Below are 20,341 nucleotides of genomic sequence, written 5' to 3'. Positions count from 1 at the left end.
CGGGGGGATTGCTTGCGATTGCGGCTCCCGCGGCGGCGCGGGACACGATCGGCATCTACCAAGGGTGGGGTGCGTTTCGCGATGCGACCCCGGCGCGGTGTTACGCGATCGCGCGTCCGGTGATGGCGGGGGGGCGTTCGTCGGGGTTTGCGAGCGTTGCGACGTGGCCGAAGCGGGGGTTGCGCGCGTCCTTGTATGTGCGGCTCAGTCGCGAGCGCGATCGGTCGGCGGGGGTGACGCTGACGGTTGGCGAGCGGCGATTTGCGTTGGTGGCGAACGGGCTGGATGCGTGGGCGAGCGACGCGCCGAGCGATCGGGCGATCGTGGCGGCGATGCGGTCGGGGCGGAGTATGAGCGTGGAGGCCGTCGGCGTCGGGGGGCGGCCGTTTGCGGATGTGTATGCGCTGTCGGGCGCGGCGACGGCGATCGATGCTGCTGTATTGGCGTGTAGCGGTAGCTGAAACTTCGGGCGAGCCCCACCCACTGGCATCACCCCGGCGAAGGCCGGGGCCCAATTGGGGGACGGGAGTGACGACGCTCGGCCCCCGTTACGACGACCTTTCCAATTGGGCCCCGGCCTTCGCCGGGGTGGTAGTTTTTTTGGGTAGCGGCCCGCCGGATCACGCTGACTCCGCCCTCGTCCCGCAGCCAGTAGAAAAATCACGAAAATTCGGCTAAGGGCCCGCGCATGCAGACCGCCGCGAACCTCATGCCTATCCCTGGGCACATCGACCCCGTGCCCGTTCCCCGCAGCTTCGTGCCGCGCAGCGATGGGCGGATCGACCTGCTCGGGCTGTCGCTCGCCGATCTGCGGATGGCGCTGGAGACGTCGCAGCTCGAGGAGAAGCAGGCCAAGCTGCGCGCCAAGCAGTTGTGGCACTGGATCTACAATCGGGGTGCGACCGAGTTCTCGGCGATGACCGATATCTCGAAGACGATGCACCCGTGGCTGGAGCAGCGCTTCGTGATCAGCCGGCCCAACGTGGTCGAGGCGCAGGTGTCGACCGACGGCACGCGGAAATGGCTGCTGCGCTCGGACCCCGATTCTAAGGGGGTGGCGCAGGATTACGAGATGGTGTTCATCCCCGACGCGGATCGCGGCACGTTGTGCGTGTCGAGCCAGGTCGGGTGCACGCTCAACTGCACCTTCTGCCACACCGGCACGATGCGGCTGGTGCGAAACCTGACGCCCGCCGAGATCGTCGGGCAGGTGATGCTCGCACGCGATTCGCTGGGCGAATGGCCGAGCCAGCCCGAGGGGCGGATGCTCACCAACATCGTGATGATGGGGATGGGCGAACCGCTGTATAATTTCGAGAACGTCCGCGATGCGTTGAAGCTGGTGATGGACGGCGCCGGCCTCGCGCTGAGCCGGCGGCGGATCACGTTGTCGACGAGCGGCGTGGTGCCGATGATGGCACGTGCGGGGGCCGAGATCGGCGTCAATCTCGCGGTTTCGCTGCACGCGGTGACCAAGGAAGTGCGCGACGAGCTCGTGCCGCTCAATCGTAAATACGGCATCGAGGAATTGTTGCAGGCGTGTGCGGACTATCCAGGCACGAACAACGCGCGGCGGATCACGTTCGAATATGTGATGCTCAAGGACAAGAACGACTCCGACGACGATGCGCGCGAGCTCGTGCGGTTGTTGCGGAAGTACGAGCTGCCGGCGAAGGTGAACCTCATTCCGTTCAATCCGTGGCCGGGTGCGACCTACGAATGCTCGACGCCCGAGCGGATCAAATCGTTTTCCAGCATCGTGTTCGGGGCGGGCATTTCGGCGCCGGTGCGGACGCCGCGTGGTCGCGACATCGATGCGGCGTGCGGCCAGCTGAAGACTGCTTCCGAAAAGAAGAGCCGCGCGCAGCTGGATCGCGAAACCGCTCTTGCTTGATCCGAGTGCGGTCGCGCTGGCGGCCGGGGCGGGCGTTCTCGGCGGCGCGATGAACGCGCTGGCGGGCGGGGGGAGCTTCGCGACGATGCCGACGTTGATCGGACTGGGCCTGCCCTCGCCGATCGCCAACGCGACCAGCAACGTCTCGCTCCAGCCGGGTGCGATGGCGAGCGCGTGGGCGTATCGGCACGGGCTCCAACGGATCTCCGGCGTCAGCATGAAGACGATGGCCGGGATCACCTTCGTCGGCGGGCTGGTCGGCAGCCTGTTGCTGGTGGCGACGTCGGCGCGCGCGTTCGATCTGATCGTGCCGTGGCTGCTGCTGTTCGCGACGCTGGCGATCGCGTTCGGGACGCGGGCATCGTTGTGGCTGCGCTCGCGGGTCGAGATCGGACCCAAGTCGCTGGTCGGCGTGCAGGCGCTGCTGGGGATTTATGGCGGGTATTTCGGGGGTGGCGTCGGGCTGATGCTGACCGCCGCGTGGGGGCTGCTGTCGGGCGCGACGCCGGCGACGCTCGCGCCGCCGCGGACACTGATGCTGGCGGTCGCGAACCTGGCGGCGACGATCATCTTCATCGCGACGGGGATGGTCGCGTGGGCGCTGTGCGTGCCGATGCTGCTGGGCGGGATCGTCGGCGGGCATTTCGGCGCGAAGCTGGGGTTGGTGCTGTCGCCGCAAGTGATCCGGGTGTGGACGCTGCTGGTGACCATCGCGACGACGATCGTCTTTTTCTGGCGGGCGTACGGTTATTTGTTCATCACCCTGACTTGATTGTCCGTCACCCCAGCGAAAGCTGGGGTCTCGTGCGGCAGGGGCGCGCTCCGTTACCGGGAGATCCCAGCTTTCGCTGGGATGACGGACTTGGGGAGGAGCGAAGACTTACCCAGGCCGGCGCATCTTGAAGAGCGCGTCTTCGGTAATCTCGAAGTAATCCGCAGGGCCGCCGCCGCGCAGGATCGGTTGCGCGCGGGCCGTCTGATACACACCGTCCTCCAGCATCGCGGAGTCGATGTGGATCGCGACCGCCTCGCCGAGGACCAGCCACTGGTCGAGTTCGCGGCCTTCCTTGGTTTCGAGGCGGATCAACTGCGTCAGCTTGCATTCGAACTGGGCGCGCGATGCCGCGACGCGCGGCGGCTTTACCTTCGTCGAGGCGGCCATCTCCAATCCGGCCAGCGCGAACTCGTCGACATCGGCGGCGACGTTCGCGGCGGTCGTGTTCATCGCCTCGCTCAGGTCGCGCGAGACCAGGTTCCAGACGAACTCGCCGGTCGCCTCGATATTGGCGACGCTGTCCTTCCACCCCATCGAGGAGAAGCCGATCAGCGGCGGGCTGTAGTTGAACAGGTTGAAGAAGCTGTACGGTGCGAGGTTGGCCACGCCGTCTGCGGACAGCGTGCTGACCCAGCCGATCGGCCGCGGCGCGACGATCGCGTTCAGGGGATCATGCGGCAGGCGATGGCCGTTCGCGGGCTCGTAAGAATGCCATTCGGTCATACGCTTATCCCTGCTATGCAACGTTTCGACTGCCTAGAGCGAAGGTCGAGCATGAACGATCCCCTACCCATCCCGATTATCAAGCGCCACAAACTGGCGACGCGCATCTGGCACTGGGTGACGGTGGTGACGATGTTCATCATGATCGGCAGCGGGATCGGCATCCTGAAGGCGCATCCGCGGCTGTATTGGGGGCGGTACGGCGCCAATTTCGATACCGCGTGGACGACGCTCGACCAGTGGCCGAGCTGGCTGGTGTCGCTGCTCAACCTGCTGACGATCCCGGCAAGCTACAATCTGGCGATCTCTCGGCGCTGGCATCTGCTGTTCGCGCTGGTGCTCAGCTTCGCGCTGCTCGGGTTCATGATCGTCAGCCTGGTCAACAAGCATTTCCAGCGCGATCTCCGCGTCCGCGCCGCCGACCTGTCGCCGCGCGAAGTGGTGCATGACGTGAGGGAGCATCTGGCGTTTCGCTTTCATGATCCGAAACGGCCGGGGGCGTACAATATCCTCCAGAAGCTTTCGTACGTGGCGACGATCTTCGTGCTGATCCCGGTGATGATCCTGACCGGTCTGACGATGTCGCCGGGAATGGACGCGGCGTGGCCGTGGCTGCTCGAAGTGTTCGGCGGGCGGCAGTCGGCGCGCTCGATCCACTTCATCGCCGCGACCGGGCTGGTGCTGTTCATCGTCGCGCATCTGGCGCTGGTGATCCTGGCGGGGACGTGGAACGAGGTGCGGTCGATGATTACCGGGCGCTGGCACGCGCCGGGGCATGTTGAGGAGGACGTCGCATGAGCACGATCATCACGCGCCGTACGCTCGTCACTGGTGCTGCGGTCGGTGCGGGCGTTCTGCTGACCGGGTGCGACAAGATCGCAGCAAACCCCGAGGCGCGGAAAATCCTGTTCATGGGCGAGGACATGAACCGTGGGTTGCAGCGTGCGCTGACCAACCGCAACGCGCTGGTTCCCGAGTTCAGCCCCGCGCAGATGTCGCCGATCTTCCGCTCGAACGGCACGAGCAATCCGGGGACCGCGGAGTATATTTCGATGCTCGCGAACAACTTCGCGGACTACCGGCTGAAGGTCGGCGGGCTGGTCGATCGGCCGCTGTCGGTGTCGCTGCCACAACTCCGCCAGATGCCGTCGCGCGCGCAGATCACGCGGCACGATTGTGTCGAGGGCTGGTCGGCGATCGGCAAATGGCAGGGGCCGAAGCTTGGCGCGCTGCTGACCGCCGCCGGGTTGCAGAAATCCGCGCGCTACATCGTCTTCACCTGTGCCGACCTGTACGGCGGCGCGAACTATTACGAATCGGTCGATCTGGTCGACGCGTTCCACCCGCAGACGATCCTGGCGTGGGCGCTCAACGACCAGGTGCTCGACGTCGCGCATGGCGCCCCCGTCCGGCTGCGCGTCGAACGCCAGCTCGGCTACAAGCACGCCAAATACGTCACCGCGATCGACGCGGTCGCGAGCCTCGCCGGGATCGGCAAGGGCAAGGGTGGGTATTGGGAAGATAATGTAGATTATGACTGGTATGCCGGAATTTGAGCGATCCGGGGCTGGCGTATTTTCATACCGGTCATTAGCTATCGGATCATGGCCCTTTTCGATCGTTTCCTGGACCGGCAGGTTAAAACCGGCGAACTCACGCTCATCCATGCGGACGGCACGACCAAGCATTTCGGCAAGCCCGATCCCGCCTACAACCCGGTCGCGATCCGGCTGACCAAGCCCGGCGTCGCCGGCGCGATCATCCGCCACCCGGCGCTTGGTGCGGCGGAGGCGTTCATGGATGGGCGCCTCGTGATCGACCGCGGCGACATCCGCGATCTGGTCAACCTGCTCAAGGGCAACAGCCCGTGGGAGCGTGGCGGCGGGCTCAATCCGTCGCTGCCGATCAGCCTGCTCGACAAGGTGGTGCACCGTGTCGACCGCGTGAATATGGCGCGCCGGTCGAAGAAGAACGTCGCGCATCATTACGACCTGTCCGACCGGCTGTACGATCTGTTCCTCGACGCGGACCGGCAATATTCGTGTGCGTACTTTACCGATCCTGCGAACGGCCTGGAGCAGGCGCAATCCGACAAGAAGGCGCACATTGCCGCCAAGCTGGCGATCCAGCCGGGGATGCGCGTGCTCGACATCGGCTGCGGCTGGGGTGGTATGGCGCTGTACCTGCACGCGAAGACCGGCGCCGAGGTGCTCGGCGTGACGCTGAGCGAGGAACAGCTGAAGGTCGCGCGGCGGCGGGCCGAAGAGGCTGGGGTCGCCGACAAGGTGAAGTTCGAGCTGATCGATTATCGTGCGCTGACCGGAACCTTCGACCGGATCGTTTCGGTCGGGATGTTCGAGCATGTCGGTCCGGCGCATTACAAGGCGTTCTTCCGCAAGTGCCGCGACCTGCTGACCGACGACGGCGTGATGCTGCTCCACACCATCGGCCGGATGGGTGGGCCGGGCGTCACCGACACCTTCACGACCAAGTATATCTTCCCAGGTGGGTATAATCCGGCGCTGTCGGAAATCGTGCGCGGGTATGAGGGGCTGCGGATGTTCCCGACCGATATCGAGGTTTTGCGCGTGCATTACGCGCTGACGATCGACCAATGGTACGACCGGACGGTGGCCGCGAAGGACTCGATCGTCGCGCTGTACGACGAGCGGTTCTATCGGATGTGGACGTTCTATCTGGCGGGCGCTGCGGCGGCGTTTCGGACCGGGGGGATGGTCAATTACCAGATCCAGCTGTCGAAGAGCCGGATGACGCTGCCGCTTACGCGGGATTACATGATCGAGGGCGAGCGGGCGTTGCGCGAGGGGTGACGTGTGCCCCGTCACCCCGGACTTGTTCCGGGGTCCACGGTTCCCCGTACTCTACATTTGCTGATTGCGGGGAACGGTGGATGCCGGAACGAGCCCGGCATGACGGGGGAGTATGAAGCTTCCGCTAGCTTACTAGTTCCCCCGCGGAGGCGGGGGCCCAGGGCCAAGCAGGTTTACGGTACTTAGCTGGGCTCCCGCGTCCGCGGGAGAACGAGGGGCTTGGAGAGGCCGAGTTAGCGCGGACCCTGGATCTGCGCCTTCGCGGCCGCGCGCTCGTCGCCGCCGATCTTGCCGTCGTGGTTCGCATCGTATTTGGCGAAGGTCGCCGCCAGCAGCGCCTGCGCTTCGGCCTGCGTGACCTTGCCGTCCTTGTTCTTGTCCGCGCTCGTGAACCACAGGTCCGCCAGACGCTTGGCATGGACGGGATCGGGACGCCCTGCCCCGACCTTCATGTTGTCGATCCGTGCCAGCACTTCCGCGCGGGTCAGGACGCCGTCCTTGTTGGTATCGGACGCGGCGAACTCGGTCTTGAACTTGGCGGCGGCCGAGGCGCGCGTTTCCTGCGCGAGCGCCGGGGTTGCGAGACCGACGAGAACGAGAAGGGTGAGGCTTTGGCGTAGCACGGTCGGGACACTCCAGTGGATGTGCGGCGCGAATAGCGGGATTCGGTTGTACGCGCCATGAACGCGTGTCGGGCGTCCGGCGGTTGCGCGAACGCGCCTCAGCGCATAGGGGCGCGGGCATTGGATATTGCCCGAAGGATCCTGCCCGTGACCGATCAGAGCAACCCCGCCGGCGGCGCCGGAATCAACCGCGTCGTACTCGCCTATTCCGGTGGCCTGGACACGAGCGTGATCCTGAAATGGCTCCAGCAGACGTACAACTGCGAAGTCGTGACGTTCACCGCCGATCTCGGCCAGGGCGAGGAACTCGAGCCGGCGCGCGCCAAGGCCGAGATGATGGGCGTCAAGCCCGAGCACATCTTCGTCGACGATCTGCGCGAGGAGTTCGTGCGGGATTACGTGTTCCCGATGATGCGGTCGAACGCGCTGTACGAGGGGCTGTACCTGCTCGGTACCTCGATCGCGCGGCCGCTGATCGCCAAGCGCCAGATCGAGATCGCCAAGATGGTCGGCGCCGACGCGGTCAGCCACGGCGCGACTGGCAAGGGCAACGACCAGGTCCGCTTCGAGCTCGGCTATTACGCGCTGTCGCCCGACATCAAGGTCATCGCGCCGTGGCGTGAATGGGACCTGACCAGCCGCACCAAGCTGATCGAGTTCGCCGAACAGCACCAGATCCCGGTCAGCAAGGACAAGCGCGGCGAGTCGCCGTTCTCGACCGATGCGAACATGCTCCACACCTCGTCCGAGGGTAAGGTGCTCGAGAACCCGTGGGACGAGGTGCCGGATTACGTCTATTCGCGCACCGTGAACCCCGAGGACGCACCCGATGCGCCGGAATACATCACGATCGATTTCGAGCGCGGCGACGGCGTCGCGATCAACGGCGAGGGCATGAGCCCGGCGACGTTGCTGTCGACGCTCAACGAATACGGCCGCCGCCACGGCATCGGCCGGCTTGATCTGGTCGAGAACCGCTTCGTCGGCATGAAGAGCCGCGGCATGTACGAGACGCCCGGTGGCACGATCTATCAGCTCGCACACCGCGGCATCGAGCAGCTGACGCTCGACCGCGGCGCCGCGCACCTGAAGGACGAGTTGGCACCGCGCTATGCCGAGCTGCTCTACAACGGCTTCTGGTTCAGCCCCGAGCGCGAGATGCTCCAGGCGGCGATCGACCACAGCCAGGTGAAAGTGTCGGGCACCGTCCGGCTGAAGCTCTACAAGGGCGGCGTCTACGTGGTGGGCCGCAAATCGCCGAACTCGCTGTATTCGGAGAAGGTCGTGACGTTCGAGGACGACCAGGGCGCCTACGACCAGCGCGACGCGGAAGGCTTCATCAAGCTCAACGCACTGCGGTTGCGGTTGCTGGGGCGGCGGGATCGGTAAGGCGCCCTTGTCGATAGGTACCGTGCGTTAACCAAATATCATCGACTTGAAGGCAGGATCGCATCTCTTGTGGGGGAGATGCGTCTTGCTGGCTGCGGTTCATGATAAACTGGTGTTCGGGCGTCGGGTGCGCCGTTTGGCGACGGTGATCGCCGAAAGACTGCCTGCCGATGCGCGGGTGCTCGACGTCGGATGTGGGAGCGGCGATCTAGCCGTTCTGATCATGCAAAAGCGGCCCGACGTCACGATCGAGGGTATCGACGTGCTGGTACGTCCCAACACGGCAATTCCGGTCCATGCGTTCGATGGGGCGCGTATCCCGTTTGCCGACAACGCCTTCGACGCGGCAATCGTCGTCGACGTGTTGCATCACACCGACGATCCCCAAGCCGTGCTGGCCGAGATCGCGCGGATCGCACCGATGGTAATCATCAAGGATCATCTGCGTGACGGCATTGCGGCGAACAGCACGTTGCGCTTCATGGACTGGGTGGGCAACGCCGCGCACGGCGTCCGGCTCCCGTACAACTACCTGTCGCGCAAGGAATGGACCAGCATCTGGCGAACGCTGGATCTCGGCGCCAGCAGGTTCGCGACTCGGTTGTCGCTCTATCCACGCCCCTTCTCGTGGCTTTTCGATCGCGGGCTGCACTTCGTCACGGTGCTGTCGCGCTGAACCGAGGCGCAAAGCCGGACATGAAAAGGGGGAGGATACGGTAGTCGTATCCTCCCCCTTTTCATGTCTGGCGCGGCGTCTTTACGCGGTCCGCGTATCGATCAATCCGATCAGGAAGCTGGTAAACATCGTCTGCAGTCCGATCACGCTCGCGACCATCGTCGGGATCGCCAGACGCATCAGATGGACCGGCTCCATCGGCCCGAACCCCGCCATGCCCCATTGCGCCACCAGACCTGCACTGCCGGCCATGCCGAGCGACAAGAGCAGACCGCCGAGGATACAGCCGCGTTCCACGCTGAAATAGCGGCGGAATCGTTCGACGCGCGGACTCGTCGGCCACAAGGCGCTGGCGACACCATAGAGCCGCGCGAGGATGCCGAAGCCGATCAACTGGCTGCCCAGCAGCATCGCCATCGCCGCGAACAGCATCGTCGTCGCGCTGAGTTCGATAGCGCCGAGTTCAACACCACCGGTGGCAAGCACCGCGACGCCCGCCGCTCCGCCCCCTGCCGCGAGCAGACCGGGATAGACGAACAGGAACCGCGGTGCATAGGTCAACAGAAAGCGCAGGTGCCGCCACCCGTCGCGCCACGTCCGCAAATGTGGCGGACGGGTACGCCCATCGGGCGACAGCGTGGTTGAAACCTGACGAACGTCGAGACGGTGCATGACGGCCTTGACGATCATCTCGCTGGCGAACTCCATGCCGGAAGACCGCAAGCCGAGACCCATCACCGAGTCCCGGCGGAACCCGCGCAGGCCGCAGTGGAAATCGCCGATCCGCGCGTTGAACAGACGTCGTCCGAGAAAACTGAGTACGGGATTGCCGAGATACCGATGCAGCGGCGGCATTGCACCGGGCGCGATTCCACCCTGGAAGCGATTGCCCATGACGAGCTCGCCGCCATCCCTCAGCGCGGTCACGAACGGCATCAACGCCAGGAAGTCATAGCTGTCGTCGGCGTCGCCCATGATCACGAAGCGGCCGCGTGCAGCGGCGATCCCACCGAGCAGCGCCGCACCATAGCCCTTCGTTTCAACACCGACGAGGCGCGCGCCCATCGCATTCGCGATCTGGCGCGATCCGTCGGTCGAGCCGTTGTCGGCGATCACGACCTCGCCGACGACCCCGCTCGACCGCAGGAAACCCTGTGCCTTGCGGATGCAGAGTGCCAGCGTCTCGGCTTCGTTGAGGCAGGGCATGACGATCGACAGTTCGATCGCGGCCTCCGCTTCGGTTCCAGACGTCTCGCGGTCCCGGATCGGCGACTGATAGGCCAGCACTGGCGACATGGATGATCCCCCTTGTCGACGGCATACGGACCGAACGCTGAAAAGAGGGTTAACTATTCGCCGCTAAGCCAACGGCGTTCGCCTTAGGATGATTGCATGCCAGACCAGCTGCCGATCGATACCCTACCCGCTACCGATTCTCGTCGCAGGTCGACGATCCGCTTCGACGTGATCGTCGCGGTGGTGCTAGCGACATTGCTGTCGATCTGCTGGTCGATCACCGACTGGCACCGCGTCGGGCAATTGATCCTGCCCGATGCCGACGACATGATGCGGCTAGCGCAGGTCCGCGACTGGCTCGATGGCCAGGGCTTCAACGACTGGACGCAATATCGCATGGCGCCCCCGCTCGGCGCACCGATGCACTGGTCGCGCCTGAACGATTTCGGGATCGCCGGGATCATCCTGGCCGCGACGCCGCTGGTGGGACGGCACGGTGCCGAACTGGCCGCGGTCCTGCTGTATCCAGCGTTGCTATTCGCCTGCAACATCCTGCTGTCGGCGCGAATCGCGCGCCGGTTATGGGGTGACGAGGCAGCAGTCGTAGCGGCCATTCTGGCAGGCCTCGCCTATCCCGGCATCACCCTGTTCATCCCGGGGCGAATCGATCACCACGCGCTCCAGATCGTGATCATCGAGGTCGCAATCCTGGTGATGATGCGTCGGCCGAAGATCGGCAATGGCATCGTCGCGGGTATCGCGGTCGCGGCCAGCCTGGTGATCGGGCTGGAGACCGCGCCGCAGGTCGCCGCACTGGTCGCCACGCTGGCCATGTTCTGGGTGGTGTCCGGCGCGCGGGAACGCTTGCGCCTCGCCGGATTTGCGGGGGCACTGGCGGCGACGACCGGCGTCTTCCTCGTGACGATGCGTCCGACCTATTGGTCATCGGCGCTGTGCGATGCCTTCACCCCTGCATCCGCGACGGGCACGCTTGCGGTCGCCGGGGCGCTTGGGGCGTTGGCGGCGGCAACCCCGTGGCTGCGTACCTGGCCGTCGCGCATCGTTGCCGGCGGCGTGCTCGGGGCCGTCGCGTTGGGTGGGACGTTGATCGCCTATCCCGGGTGCCTGACCGGCCCCTATGGCGCGGTGGATCCGTTCCTACGCGCAGCCTTCCTGCCGCACATCGACGAAGCGAACAGCATCTTCGCGCAGGCGACGCTGGCGCGCACGCTGTCGATCGGCGGACTGATGCTTGCCGGCTGTATCGCAGCGGTGTGGATGGTCGCACGCGCGCCGGTGCGATGGGCGCTGATGATGCCGCTTGTCGGCGTAGTCGGCGTGTCCGCGCTCGTCTCTCTGTCGCAGGCGCGTGGAACCTATATCGGCGCGCCGACCGTGGTACCGGTACTCGCCGGTCTGATCCTGGCGGCGCGGCATCGGTCGACCTGGTCGACGCCGGCGCTGATCGGTGCCTGGCTGGTCTCGGGGGGCATCACTTATGCCGAGGCGCCGCTCGTCGCGGTTCGCGTACTCAATCCCGGGGTGCGGATTCCGCCCCCGACGACGCCGCAGATTCTGTGCAACACCGGCGATGCATGGGCGCAGGTCGATCGATATCCGCCGGGCGTCGTGATGGCACCGACCAACATGGCGTCGTACCTGATCGGCGCGACGCATCTGTCGACGGTCGGCGCGGGCTATCACCGCAACAACCGCGGCAACATGGCGATGTATCGCTATTTTCTCAGTCCCCCCGATCGCAGCGCAGCCATCGCGCGTGCCTGGAACGTCACCTATGTGGCTTTCTGTCCTGGAGATTTTTCGGAAATCGACGTTACCCACAGCTATCCGAACAGCCTCGCGACGATGCTTCAATCCGGCCGTGCGCCGACCGGGTTCGAACGTCTGCCCTTGCGTGGGGCAAGACTCCGCCTCTATCGCATCCGTTAACGACGCGATGGCAGCGGGGAACGGGTGGACGACGGCATGACGGGGCGGCTGAAGTGGTGGCAGACGCGGAGCTTCGTCGTCGCGGTTGCGCTGGCGTCGATCATACCGTTGCTGTGGCCGGAAATCCCGCCGCTGGTCGATCTGCCGGGGCATATGGGGCGCTACCGCGTCCAGCTCGCGATCGGGGATAATCCCTGGCTTTCGCAGTGGTATAACTTCCGCTGGCAGATGATCGGCAACCTCGGCATCGACCTGTTGATCGAGCCGCTCGCGCCGATCTTCGGGTTGCAGCTGGCGGTGAAGCTGATCGTCATGGCGATCCCGGCGCTAACCGTCACCGGCCTGCTGTGGATCGCGCGCGAGGTGCATGGGCGGATCCCGGCGACCGCGTTGTTCGCGTTGCCGCTCGCCTATAGCTACCCCTTTCAGTTCGGTTTCGTGAATTTCGCGCTGGCAATGGCGCTCGCGCTCAACCTGTTCGCGCTTTGGCTGCGGCTGGGGCGGCTCAAGCGCGAGCGGCTGCGGGCGATCATCTTCGTGCCGATCTCGTGCCTGTTGTGGCTGTGCCATACGTTCGGCTGGGGCGTGCTGGGCGTGCTTGCCTTCTCCGCCGAGCTGATCCGGCAGCATGACATCCGCCGCGACAGCGATCCCAAGAGCTGGGCGCATGGCTGGTTCGCGGCGTTCGTCCGGGCGGGGCTGAACTGCCTGCCGCTCGCGCTGCCGATGGTGATGATGGTGGTGTGGCGGTCGGGCGATCATGTCGGCGGCAAGACGCAGGACTGGTTCAACTGGCGCTGGAAGATGAACTGGATCACGATGGTCCTGCGCGATCGGTGGATGGCGTTCGACATCGCGTCCGTGACCGTGCTGTTCGTGATCCTGTTCCGCGGCGTGCGCGACCAGACGATCGAATATTCGCGCAACCTGGGACTGTCGGCGCTGTTCCTGGCGGCGGTCTACGTACTGTTGCCGCGGATCGTGTTCGGGTCGGCCTATGCGGACATGCGGCTCGCCCCGTTCGTGCTGGCGATCGCGGTGATCGCGCTGCGGCCTCGGCACGGGCTGTCGCTGCGTGGCGCGGCGGTGCTGGCTGTGCTGGGGTTCGCGTTCTTCGGGGTGCGGCTCGCGGGGACGACGATCAGCTACCTGATGTACGACCGCAGCTATGACCAGGCGATCGCGGCGATCGATACGGTGCCCGAGCGGTCTCGCGTGGTGTCGTTCGTGGGGCGGCGGTGTCGCGACGACTGGGCGTATTCGCGGCTCGAGCATGTGCCCGCGCTGCTGCTCGAGCGGCGCCTCGCGTTCACCAACGACCAGTGGTCGATGGCGGGCGCGCAGTTGCTGACGACGAACTACATGGCGGCACGGGGGTTCGCGCATGATCCGTCGGAGATCGTCAGCGACGTCAAATGCCGGGGCCAGTTCTGGCGGCCGGTCGCGGTGGCGCTGCAGAAGTTCCCGCGCGATGCGTTCGATTATGTCTGGCTGATCCACCCGCCGAAGTTCGATCCGGCGCTGGTTCGCGACCTGACGCTGATCCGGCGTGACGGGACGAGCCTGTTGTACCGGGTCAACCGACCTGCTGCTCGCCCCGCCGGAACGGAGTAAGCTCGCCGAGATACTCCTGCTGCTCGGCGACGGCTTCGCGTTCGCGGACGAGGAAGTCGGCGATCGCGCGACGGAAGCTCGGGTCGGGAATGTAGTGCGCGGAATAGGTCGCGACCGGCGCATAGCCGCGTGCGAGCTTGTGTTCGCCCTGCGCACCCGCCTCGACGGTCTTCAGCCCGCGCGCGATGGCAGCGTCGATCGCCTGATAATAGCAGAGCTCGAAATGGAGGAACGGGACCTCCTCGGTCGCGCCCCAATAGCGGCCGTAGAGCGTGTCTTCGCCGATCATGTTGAGTGCGCCGGCGATCGGCACCTCGTGGCGTTCGGCGAGGATCAGCAGGATCTGATCGCCCATCGTCTTGCCGATCTGGTCGAAGAACGCGCGCGTTAGGTAGGGCTGGCCCCATTTGCGGGCGCCGGTGTCCTGATAGAACACCCAGAACGCGTCCCAATGCTCGGGCGTTATCTCGGCGCCGGTGAGGTGGCGGATCGTCAGGCCTTCGACGGCGGCGGCGCGTTCCTTGCGAATCGCCTTCCGCTTGCGGCTGGCGAGGACGGCGAGGAAGTCGTCGAAGCTGGCGTAGCCGTCGTTCTTCCAGTGGAATTGCGTTCCCTGGCGGATCAGCCAGCCAGCCGCCTCGAACAGCGCCACCTCGTCGGGGTCTATGAAGGTGGCGTGCGCGGAGGATAGCCCGCTTTGGTCGGTGACCGCCTCCAGCGCGGCGATCAGCGCGGGCGCGTGGTCGCGGTCCTTCAGCAGCAGGCGCGGACCGGGCACCGGGCTGAACGGTGCGGCGATCTGGAGCTTGGGATAATATTGCCCCCCGGCCCGCTCCCACGCGTCGGCCCAGCCCTGGTCGAAGACGTATTCGCCCTGGCTGTGGCTCTTGGCGTAGGCGGGGGCGATCGCGGCGGGCTTGCCGTCGGGGCCGTCGACCACCACCGGCAGCGCCTGCCAGCCCGAGCGGCCACCGACGCTGCGCGACGCTTCGAGCGCGGAGAGGAAGGCGTGGCCGACGAACGGGTTGGCGGTGCCGGAGCACGCGTCCCAATCCTCGGCCGCGATCGAGGTGACGCCTTGGGCGATGCGGGCGGTTACGGCGTTCATTGCCGTCTTAGGTAGAGATGCGAGGGGGCGCCTCCAAGACGGTCAGGCGGAAACCTGCACGATCGCGTCGATCTCGACCGCGGCGCCGAGCGGGAGGACGGCGACGCCGACCGCCGAGCGCGCATGCCTGCCGCTATCGCCGAACAGCGCGACCATCAGTTCCGAGGCGCCGTTGGCGACCTTGGCCTGATCGGTGAAGTCGACGGTCGAGTTGACGAACACGTTGAGCTTCACGATCCGCTCGACGCGGGCGAGCGTGCCGAGCGCAGCTTTCATCTGTGCGACGAGCATGAGCCCGCACAGCTTGGCGGCCTCCTGCGCGGACTCGAGCGAGACGTCGTCGCCGACGCGGCCCTTGACGAGCTGACCGTCCTTGAACGGCAACTGGCCCGAGATGTGGAGCATGCCGTTCGCCAGCACGGTCGGGACATAGGCGGCGACGGGCGCGGCAGCCTGGGGAAGGGTGAGGCCCAGCTCTTCGAGCTTGCGGTCGATACGATCGGTCATGACTGGGGTATCACCACAGCGGTGGGGGATGGGTCAAGTGGGGGGCGCCGCGAACCGCACTACGACCAATCCTCCCCCGCCAGGGGGAGGTGTCGCCGCAGGCGACGGAGGGGGAGGACACGGAACAGCGGTTATCCCTTACCTCCCCCTCTGTCTGGCAAGCGCCAGCCACCTCCCCCTGGCGGGGGAGGATCGAGAGGTCAGGCGGTCGCCGGCACACCGGCCTCGAACCGCGCCGCGATCCAGTCGGCCGCCTCGCGCCAGTCGTCGATGCGCGCGTGTGCCTCGGGCGCCTTGGGTACGGTCACCGCCAGGGTCGGTTCGGACACCATGTGCAGCCGGTGGACGCCTGGCGCGTGCCTGGCGACCGATTCGTGGTGGACGGCGAGGTCGTCGACGAACACCGTGACCGGGTTGCCGTATTCCGCGACCAGCCGCGATACCGGCGTGCCCTTGCCGCCCTGGTTGCATTCCACCCGGTGTTCGATGCCGAACTTCGCGAGCTGCTCGATCCGCGGCTGGCGGCAGTCGTCCTGGAGGTTGGTGAGGATGACGATGTCCGCCATCTCGGCCAGCCGCTCCAGCGCCTCGACCGCATGCGGCACCAGCGTCTGGCGGTGCATCTCGCCGGGAAAGAACTCGCCGAGCATCGCCCACATATCTTCGCGGCTGGGCGGGGGGCCGCCATCGCGCCGCGTCATCGCCGTCGCGAAATCGCCGTGCTGGATCGTGAAGTCGATATCGTGGCGCTCGTCGAGCCAGACGCCGAAATGCTTGACCATGTGCAGCAGCACCTCGTCGCAATCGCTGATCAGCAGCGGCTTCATGCTTCGAACTCTCCATTGTCCAGCTTCGCCCGGGCGCGGACGAGCGCTTCGGGCTTCACGCCGAGCGATTCCGCGCAGGCGATCAGATCAGGTTCGTAATTCTCGAGAAAACCGAGCGCGGCGGACAGCACGGTCGGGTCGCTCGCGCGGGCGCGCAGGTCGTGCGGATCGAGCCCGGTGACCGACAGCAGCCGCATCGCGCGGTCGGGCTCGCCCAGCGTCCACACCAATGCGCGCAGCGCCAGCGCCTCGGCGTCTTCGTTTGAATCGCGGTCGCGCATTGCCTATCAAGCCTTCTTTCCGGATGGGATGTGTCGGTGACGAAGAAGGTGCTCGTTGTCGAGGACAACGAACTGAACCTCAAACTATTCTGCGACCTGTTGCGCGCGCATCAGTTCGCCGTCGAACCCGTGCGCGACGGCCGCGAAGCCGTTGCAAGGGCGCGGGATTTTACCCCCGACCTGATCATCATGGACATCCAGATGCCGCATGTCACGGGATACGAGATCATTCTCGAGCTCAAGGCCGACGAGGCGCTGAAGGCGATCCCGGTGATGGCGGTGACCGCCTATGCCGGGCGCGAGGACGAGGAGCGGATCCGCGCGGCGGGGGCGGATGCGTATGTGTCGAAGCCGATCAGCCTGGCGCGGTTCATGGATGCGGTGAAGGCGCTGGTTTGAGCGGGAGCACCCGATCACGCTGCCACTCGCTGACCCCGCCGAGCGCTGGAGTCCCCTCGTGTAAAGCGCGCGCGCGGCACGAGATCTCCGCTTTCGCCGGGATGACGCGTGGGGAACGAGCAGCCCCAACGCCAAAAACCGCGGGGGTTGCCCGCGGTTTTTCGAATCGTCGTAATCAGTCGACGGCTTTCGCCGTCGGCCGGATTACTTGATCTTGGCTTCCTTGAACTCGACATGCTTGCGCACGACGGGATCGTACTTCGAGAAGGAGAGCTTCTCCGTCTTGGTACGGGGATTCTTCTTGGTGACATAGAAGAAGCCGGTGTCAGCGGTGCTGAGCAGCTTGATCTTGACGGTCGTTGGCTTGGCCATGAGCCCAATTCCTATGGCTTGAAAATGCGAAAGCGGCGAACTGATGCCGCCGCTCGATCAAGCTGCGCGCATGGCGGACGCACGCGACGAAGTCAAGCTTTCCGCGTGGAACCGCGACGAACCGGCCACTTAACTGCGCCTTTACCAGCCTGGGCGCAACGTCCATGCAGATAAAAGGAGCGGGATCATGGGGCAGGCACTGAACAACGCACGCAACGACGCACCGGGCGACCTGGCGGCCTACGCGGCCGTGCGAATCGACGAGATGCGCGCCGTGAAGGCCGATCTCGCCGCGCGCATCGCCGCGATCGACGTCCGCGCGCCCTATGCCAGGCCCTGCGACATCGCCACCGAGATCGACGCGATCCGCCTGATCGCGCACAGCAACGGGCTCAACCCCGCCGTCACCGTCGCGCATTTCGTCGATTCGGCATTGTCGCGCGGCGAGCATGGCGCGCTGGTGCATGGCTGGCTCGGCATATTGCGCGACGCCGTCGGGTGCGAACGGCAGGACCTGCAGGCCTGCCACGCATTTGCCGCCGCCTGTTCGGTCCGACTCGCTGGATAACATATGGACGCCTTGATGGCGGCGCTGGTCGCGGCCGCGCTCGCGCAGGTCGGCGACCGCACCGCGTGGCTGGCCGCGATCCTGTCGGATCGGCTGCGCCAACCGGGGCTGGTCATCGCGATGGCGGCGCTGGCGATCCTGGCGGCGAGCGGCCTCGCCGCGGCGCTGGGCACGGTGATCGGCCTGAAGCTCGCGACCAACGCCCAACAACTGATGCTCGCGCTCGCGTTGCTGTTGCAGGGCGGCGGCGCGTTCTTTTCCGCCAAGGCGCCGGCGCGGCTTGATCGCTGGACGATCGGCGCGGTGGCCACCGCGTTCCTCGGGCTGTTCATCCTCGCGTTCGGCGACGGCCTCCAGTTCATCGTCCTGACACTCGCCGCGCGCTCGTCGGTCCCGGCGTTCGCGGCGGTCGGTGCGGCGCTCGGTTCGCTCGTGGTCATCGTGCCCGCGGCGGTGATGGGCGAGACGGCGTGGTGCAAATTGCCGCTGCGGCCGCTGCGGATCGGCATCGGCGTGCTGTTCCTGGTGACCGGCGTCGTGCTGGCGCTCGGCGCGCTTCGTTTGGTCTAGCCGCGCCGTCCCACGGATCGTTTCGCCGCAGGAACAAACTACCGTGCCGACAGGTTGATCTAGGATAACCACTAGTCGGAGGCCGCCATGCTGAAACTCGCCATCACCTTTCTCGTCATCGGCGCCGTGCTTGCGCTGCTCGGCTTCGGCGGCATCGGCGGCGCCTTTATCGGTATCGCCAAGATCCTGTTCTTCATCGCGATCGCGCTGTTCGTGATCTTCCTCGTGCTCGGGCTGCTCGCCGGCAAGGGGATCAAGAACGCGATCGACTGACGCTGCCCTTTCGGCGCGAAGGAGAGCGACCGTCGTCGGGACCATCCGGCGGCGGTCGTTTCGTCTCTGCATCCCTTCCGGCGGCAGGCGCGTTGATCCGTCATGCACGCTTTCGCCGCCCTGCTCGACTCGCTCACCTACACCCGGTCGCGCAACGCCAAGCTGAAGCTGATCGCGGACTATCTGCGCGCGACGCCCGATCCCGATCGCGGCTGGGCGATGGCGGCGCTGACCGGCGATCTCGATCTCAAGGGCGTGAAGTCGGCGGTGATTCGCGGGCTGATCGAGGAACGCGTCGATCCGGTGCTGTTCCGGATGAGCCGCGATTACGTCGGCGATACCGCGGAAACGGTGGCGCTGCTCTGGCCCGAACCGACGGTTCCGGTCGACCCCACGCCCCTGTCGATCACCGATGTCGTCGAGCGACTGGCGGCGTTGTCGCGTGCCGATGCGCCGGGCGCGCTGGCGGATATGCTCGACCGGTCGGATGCCGAGGAACGGTTCGCGTTGCTCAAGATGGCGACCGGCGCATTGCGGATCGGTGTGTCGGCGCGGTTGGCGAAGACCGCGCTCGCCGATGCGTTCGGGCTCGATATCGATGCGGTCGAGGAAGTGTGGCACGGGCTCGATGCGCCGTATCCGACCCTGTTCGCGTGGGCGGAGGGGACCGGCGAACAGCCGACGCCGGCCGACGTGCCGGTGTTCAGGCCGTTCATGCTGGCGCACGGGCTCGAGGAGCTGCGCGTCGACCTCACCGACTATGCGGCGGAGTGGAAATGGGACGGGATCCGCGTGCAGATCGTCCATGTGGCGGGCGAGACGCGGCTCTACAGCCGGACGGGCGACGACGTGACCGGCAGCTTTCCGGAGATCGCCGCTGCGTTTCGCACGTCGGGGACGGTCGATGGCGAACTGCTGGTGAAGGGCGAGCATCAGGGCGGCACGCTCGAGGATGGCGGCGGTGCGGCGAGCTTCAATGCGTTGCAGCAACGGCTCGGGCGGAAAACCGTGTCGGCGAAGATGCTGGCGGAATACCCGGCGTTCGTGCGGCTGTACGACCTCCTGATCGAGGGCGAGGAGGATTTGCGGGCGCTGCCGTGGACCGAGCGGCGCGCGCGGCTGGAGGCGTTCGTGCCGCAGCTCGATCCCGAGCGGTTCGATCTGAGCGCGGTGATCGAGGCGGAGGATTTTACCGCGCTTGAAGCGATTCGTGCGACGTCGCGCGATGCGGCGATCGAGGGCGTGATGCTCAAGCGTCGCGACGCGCCGTATGTCGGGGGACGCCGCGCGGGGCTCTGGTATAAATGGAAGCGCGATCCGCTGACCGCCGACTGCGTGATGATGTACGCGCAGCGCGGGTCGGGGCGGCGGTCGTCCTATTATTCGGATTACACGTTCGGCTGCTGGACCGAGGAGGGCGAGCTGCTTCCGGTCGGCAAGGCGTATTCGGGAATCACCGACGAGGAGCTCAAGATGCTCGACAGCTTCGTGCGCAACCATACGCAGAACCGGTTCGGGCCGGTGCGCGAGGTCGAGAAGACGCTGGTTCTCGAGATCGCGTTCGATTCGCTCCACGAGTCGAAGCGGCACAAATCGGGCGTGGCGATGCGGTTTCCGCGGATCGCGCGAATCCGGACGGACAAGCCTGCGGCAGAGGCGGATCGGATCGAAACGCTCAAGCGGATGATCACCTGACGCCGGATGGTCGTCCGGCACGAACTGCGA

23 protein-coding genes are annotated in these 20,341 nt (G+C 65.9%); 15 read left to right on the top strand and 8 right to left on the bottom strand.

Annotated features, from left to right (window positions below; genetic code table 11):
- The first annotated feature begins 8 nt into the window (after positions 1–8).
- The 3 genes from ACLBWL_RS02970 (at position 9) to ACLBWL_RS02960 (ending at position 2,666) form a co-directional block, all read left to right on the top strand.
- Complete coding sequence (locus ACLBWL_RS02970) at positions 9–461, top strand: invasion associated locus B family protein (RefSeq protein ID WP_447790089.1); 453 nt, start codon at positions 9–11, stop codon at positions 459–461.
- Positions 462–688: 227 nt separating this feature from the next.
- Positions 689–1,894: a 23S rRNA (adenine(2503)-C(2))-methyltransferase RlmN gene (gene rlmN, locus ACLBWL_RS02965; protein ID WP_447790087.1), complete on the top strand. Its 1,206-nt coding sequence runs from the start codon at positions 689–691 to the stop codon at positions 1,892–1,894.
- Positions 1,887–2,666, top strand: a complete 780-nt coding sequence (locus ACLBWL_RS02960; protein WP_447790085.1) for a sulfite exporter TauE/SafE family protein — start codon at positions 1,887–1,889, stop codon at positions 2,664–2,666. The genes rlmN and ACLBWL_RS02960 overlap by 8 nt, the downstream gene beginning before the upstream one ends.
- A 108-nt stretch (positions 2,667–2,774) precedes the next feature.
- Here the strand turns inward: ACLBWL_RS02960 and ACLBWL_RS02955 are convergent, their stop codons facing one another.
- Positions 2,775–3,392, bottom strand: coding sequence for a flavin reductase family protein (locus ACLBWL_RS02955; RefSeq protein ID WP_447790084.1), 618 nt, complete (start codon positions 3,390–3,392; stop codon positions 2,775–2,777).
- A gap of 51 nt (positions 3,393–3,443) precedes the next feature.
- Between ACLBWL_RS02955 and ACLBWL_RS02950 the strand changes: the two genes are divergently transcribed.
- Genes ACLBWL_RS02950 through ACLBWL_RS02940 form a run of 3 tightly spaced genes read left to right on the top strand, consistent with a single transcriptional unit; the run spans position 3,444 to position 6,223 of the window.
- On the top strand, positions 3,444–4,190 hold the full coding sequence (locus ACLBWL_RS02950) for a cytochrome b/b6 domain-containing protein (RefSeq protein ID WP_447790082.1): 747 nt from the start codon (positions 3,444–3,446) through the stop codon (positions 4,188–4,190).
- Positions 4,187–4,948, top strand: a complete 762-nt coding sequence (locus ACLBWL_RS02945; RefSeq protein WP_447790080.1) for a molybdopterin-dependent oxidoreductase — start codon at positions 4,187–4,189, stop codon at positions 4,946–4,948. Before ACLBWL_RS02950 ends, ACLBWL_RS02945 begins: the two co-directional genes overlap by 4 nt.
- A 48-nt stretch (positions 4,949–4,996) precedes the next feature.
- Positions 4,997–6,223: a class I SAM-dependent methyltransferase gene (locus tag ACLBWL_RS02940; RefSeq protein WP_447790078.1), complete on the top strand. Its 1,227-nt coding sequence runs from the start codon at positions 4,997–4,999 to the stop codon at positions 6,221–6,223.
- A 233-nt stretch (positions 6,224–6,456) separates the two neighbouring features.
- Here ACLBWL_RS02940 and ACLBWL_RS02935 read toward each other — a convergent pair whose 3' ends face one another.
- Complete coding sequence (locus ACLBWL_RS02935) at positions 6,457–6,846, bottom strand: EF-hand domain-containing protein (protein WP_056054495.1); 390 nt, start codon at positions 6,844–6,846, stop codon at positions 6,457–6,459.
- A gap of 147 nt (positions 6,847–6,993) precedes the next feature.
- Here ACLBWL_RS02935 and ACLBWL_RS02930 point away from each other — a divergent pair, with 147 nt between their 5' ends.
- Both ACLBWL_RS02930 and ACLBWL_RS02925 read left to right on the top strand, forming a co-directional pair.
- Complete coding sequence (locus tag ACLBWL_RS02930; protein WP_447790076.1) at positions 6,994–8,235, top strand: argininosuccinate synthase; 1,242 nt, start codon at positions 6,994–6,996, stop codon at positions 8,233–8,235.
- Between the two features lie 85 nt (positions 8,236–8,320).
- Positions 8,321–8,911, top strand: a complete 591-nt coding sequence (locus ACLBWL_RS02925) for a class I SAM-dependent methyltransferase (RefSeq protein ID WP_447790074.1) — start codon at positions 8,321–8,323, stop codon at positions 8,909–8,911.
- Positions 8,912–8,992: 81 nt separating this feature from the next.
- Here ACLBWL_RS02925 and ACLBWL_RS02920 read toward each other — a convergent pair whose 3' ends face one another.
- On the bottom strand, positions 8,993–10,207 hold the full coding sequence (locus ACLBWL_RS02920; RefSeq protein ID WP_447790073.1) for a glycosyltransferase family 2 protein: 1,215 nt from the start codon (positions 10,205–10,207) through the stop codon (positions 8,993–8,995).
- A 96-nt stretch (positions 10,208–10,303) separates the two neighbouring features.
- Between ACLBWL_RS02920 and ACLBWL_RS02915 the strand changes: the two genes are divergently transcribed.
- On the top strand, positions 10,304–12,097 hold the full coding sequence (locus tag ACLBWL_RS02915) for a hypothetical protein (RefSeq protein WP_447790071.1): 1,794 nt from the start codon (positions 10,304–10,306) through the stop codon (positions 12,095–12,097).
- 36 nt (positions 12,098–12,133) lie between these two features.
- Positions 12,134–13,711 carry a hypothetical protein gene (locus ACLBWL_RS02910; RefSeq protein ID WP_447791969.1) on the top strand — a complete coding sequence of 526 codons (1,578 nt, stop codon included), beginning with the start codon at positions 12,134–12,136 and terminating at the stop codon, positions 13,709–13,711.
- On the opposite strand, the gene ACLBWL_RS02905 is transcribed toward ACLBWL_RS02910, so the two are convergent.
- The 4 genes from ACLBWL_RS02905 to ACLBWL_RS02890 form a co-directional block, all read right to left on the bottom strand.
- Entirely contained in the window at positions 13,674–14,819 is a 1,146-nt protein-coding gene (locus ACLBWL_RS02905) for a GNAT family N-acetyltransferase (RefSeq protein ID WP_447790069.1), read from the bottom strand. The genes ACLBWL_RS02910 and ACLBWL_RS02905 overlap by 38 nt on opposite strands.
- A gap of 42 nt (positions 14,820–14,861) precedes the next feature.
- The gene (locus ACLBWL_RS02900) at positions 14,862–15,326 is read right to left on the bottom strand and encodes a RidA family protein (protein WP_447790067.1); all 465 of its coding nucleotides are present in this window, start codon (positions 15,324–15,326) and stop codon (positions 14,862–14,864) included.
- A 200-nt stretch (positions 15,327–15,526) separates the two neighbouring features.
- On the bottom strand, positions 15,527–16,153 hold the full coding sequence (locus ACLBWL_RS02895; protein WP_447790065.1) for an HAD family hydrolase: 627 nt from the start codon (positions 16,151–16,153) through the stop codon (positions 15,527–15,529).
- Positions 16,150–16,434 (bottom strand): DUF3572 domain-containing protein, encoded by a 285-nt coding sequence (locus ACLBWL_RS02890; protein WP_447790063.1) that lies wholly within the window; start codon positions 16,432–16,434, stop codon positions 16,150–16,152. Before ACLBWL_RS02890 ends, ACLBWL_RS02895 begins: the two co-directional genes overlap by 4 nt.
- A 36-nt stretch (positions 16,435–16,470) precedes the next feature.
- On the opposite strand from ACLBWL_RS02890, the gene ACLBWL_RS02885 reads away from it, so the two are divergent.
- Positions 16,471–16,833 (top strand): response regulator, encoded by a 363-nt coding sequence (locus tag ACLBWL_RS02885; RefSeq protein WP_447790061.1) that lies wholly within the window; start codon positions 16,471–16,473, stop codon positions 16,831–16,833.
- 204 nt (positions 16,834–17,037) lie between these two features.
- Here the strand turns inward: ACLBWL_RS02885 and rpmG are convergent, their stop codons facing one another.
- The gene (rpmG, locus tag ACLBWL_RS02880; RefSeq protein WP_055881863.1) at positions 17,038–17,205 is read right to left on the bottom strand and encodes a 50S ribosomal protein L33; all 168 of its coding nucleotides are present in this window, start codon (positions 17,203–17,205) and stop codon (positions 17,038–17,040) included.
- Between the two features lie 187 nt (positions 17,206–17,392).
- Here rpmG and ACLBWL_RS02875 point away from each other — a divergent pair, with 187 nt between their 5' ends.
- From ACLBWL_RS02875 to ACLBWL_RS02860, 4 genes are all read left to right on the top strand, one after another.
- Entirely contained in the window at positions 17,393–17,773 is a 381-nt protein-coding gene (locus ACLBWL_RS02875) for a hypothetical protein (protein ID WP_447790059.1), read from the top strand.
- A gap of 3 nt (positions 17,774–17,776) precedes the next feature.
- Positions 17,777–18,343 (top strand): TMEM165/GDT1 family protein, encoded by a 567-nt coding sequence (locus tag ACLBWL_RS02870; RefSeq protein WP_447790057.1) that lies wholly within the window; start codon positions 17,777–17,779, stop codon positions 18,341–18,343.
- A gap of 87 nt (positions 18,344–18,430) precedes the next feature.
- Positions 18,431–18,616 (top strand): DUF1328 family protein, encoded by a 186-nt coding sequence (locus ACLBWL_RS02865; protein ID WP_055881870.1) that lies wholly within the window; start codon positions 18,431–18,433, stop codon positions 18,614–18,616.
- A 102-nt stretch (positions 18,617–18,718) separates the two neighbouring features.
- Positions 18,719–20,311: a cisplatin damage response ATP-dependent DNA ligase gene (locus tag ACLBWL_RS02860; RefSeq protein ID WP_447790055.1), complete on the top strand. Its 1,593-nt coding sequence runs from the start codon at positions 18,719–18,721 to the stop codon at positions 20,309–20,311.
- Positions 20,312–20,341: the final 30 nt, after the last annotated feature.

The organism is Sphingomonas sp. M1A8_2b (assembly GCF_053345535.1).
This window is presented reverse-complemented; position numbering and strand designations above follow the sequence as displayed.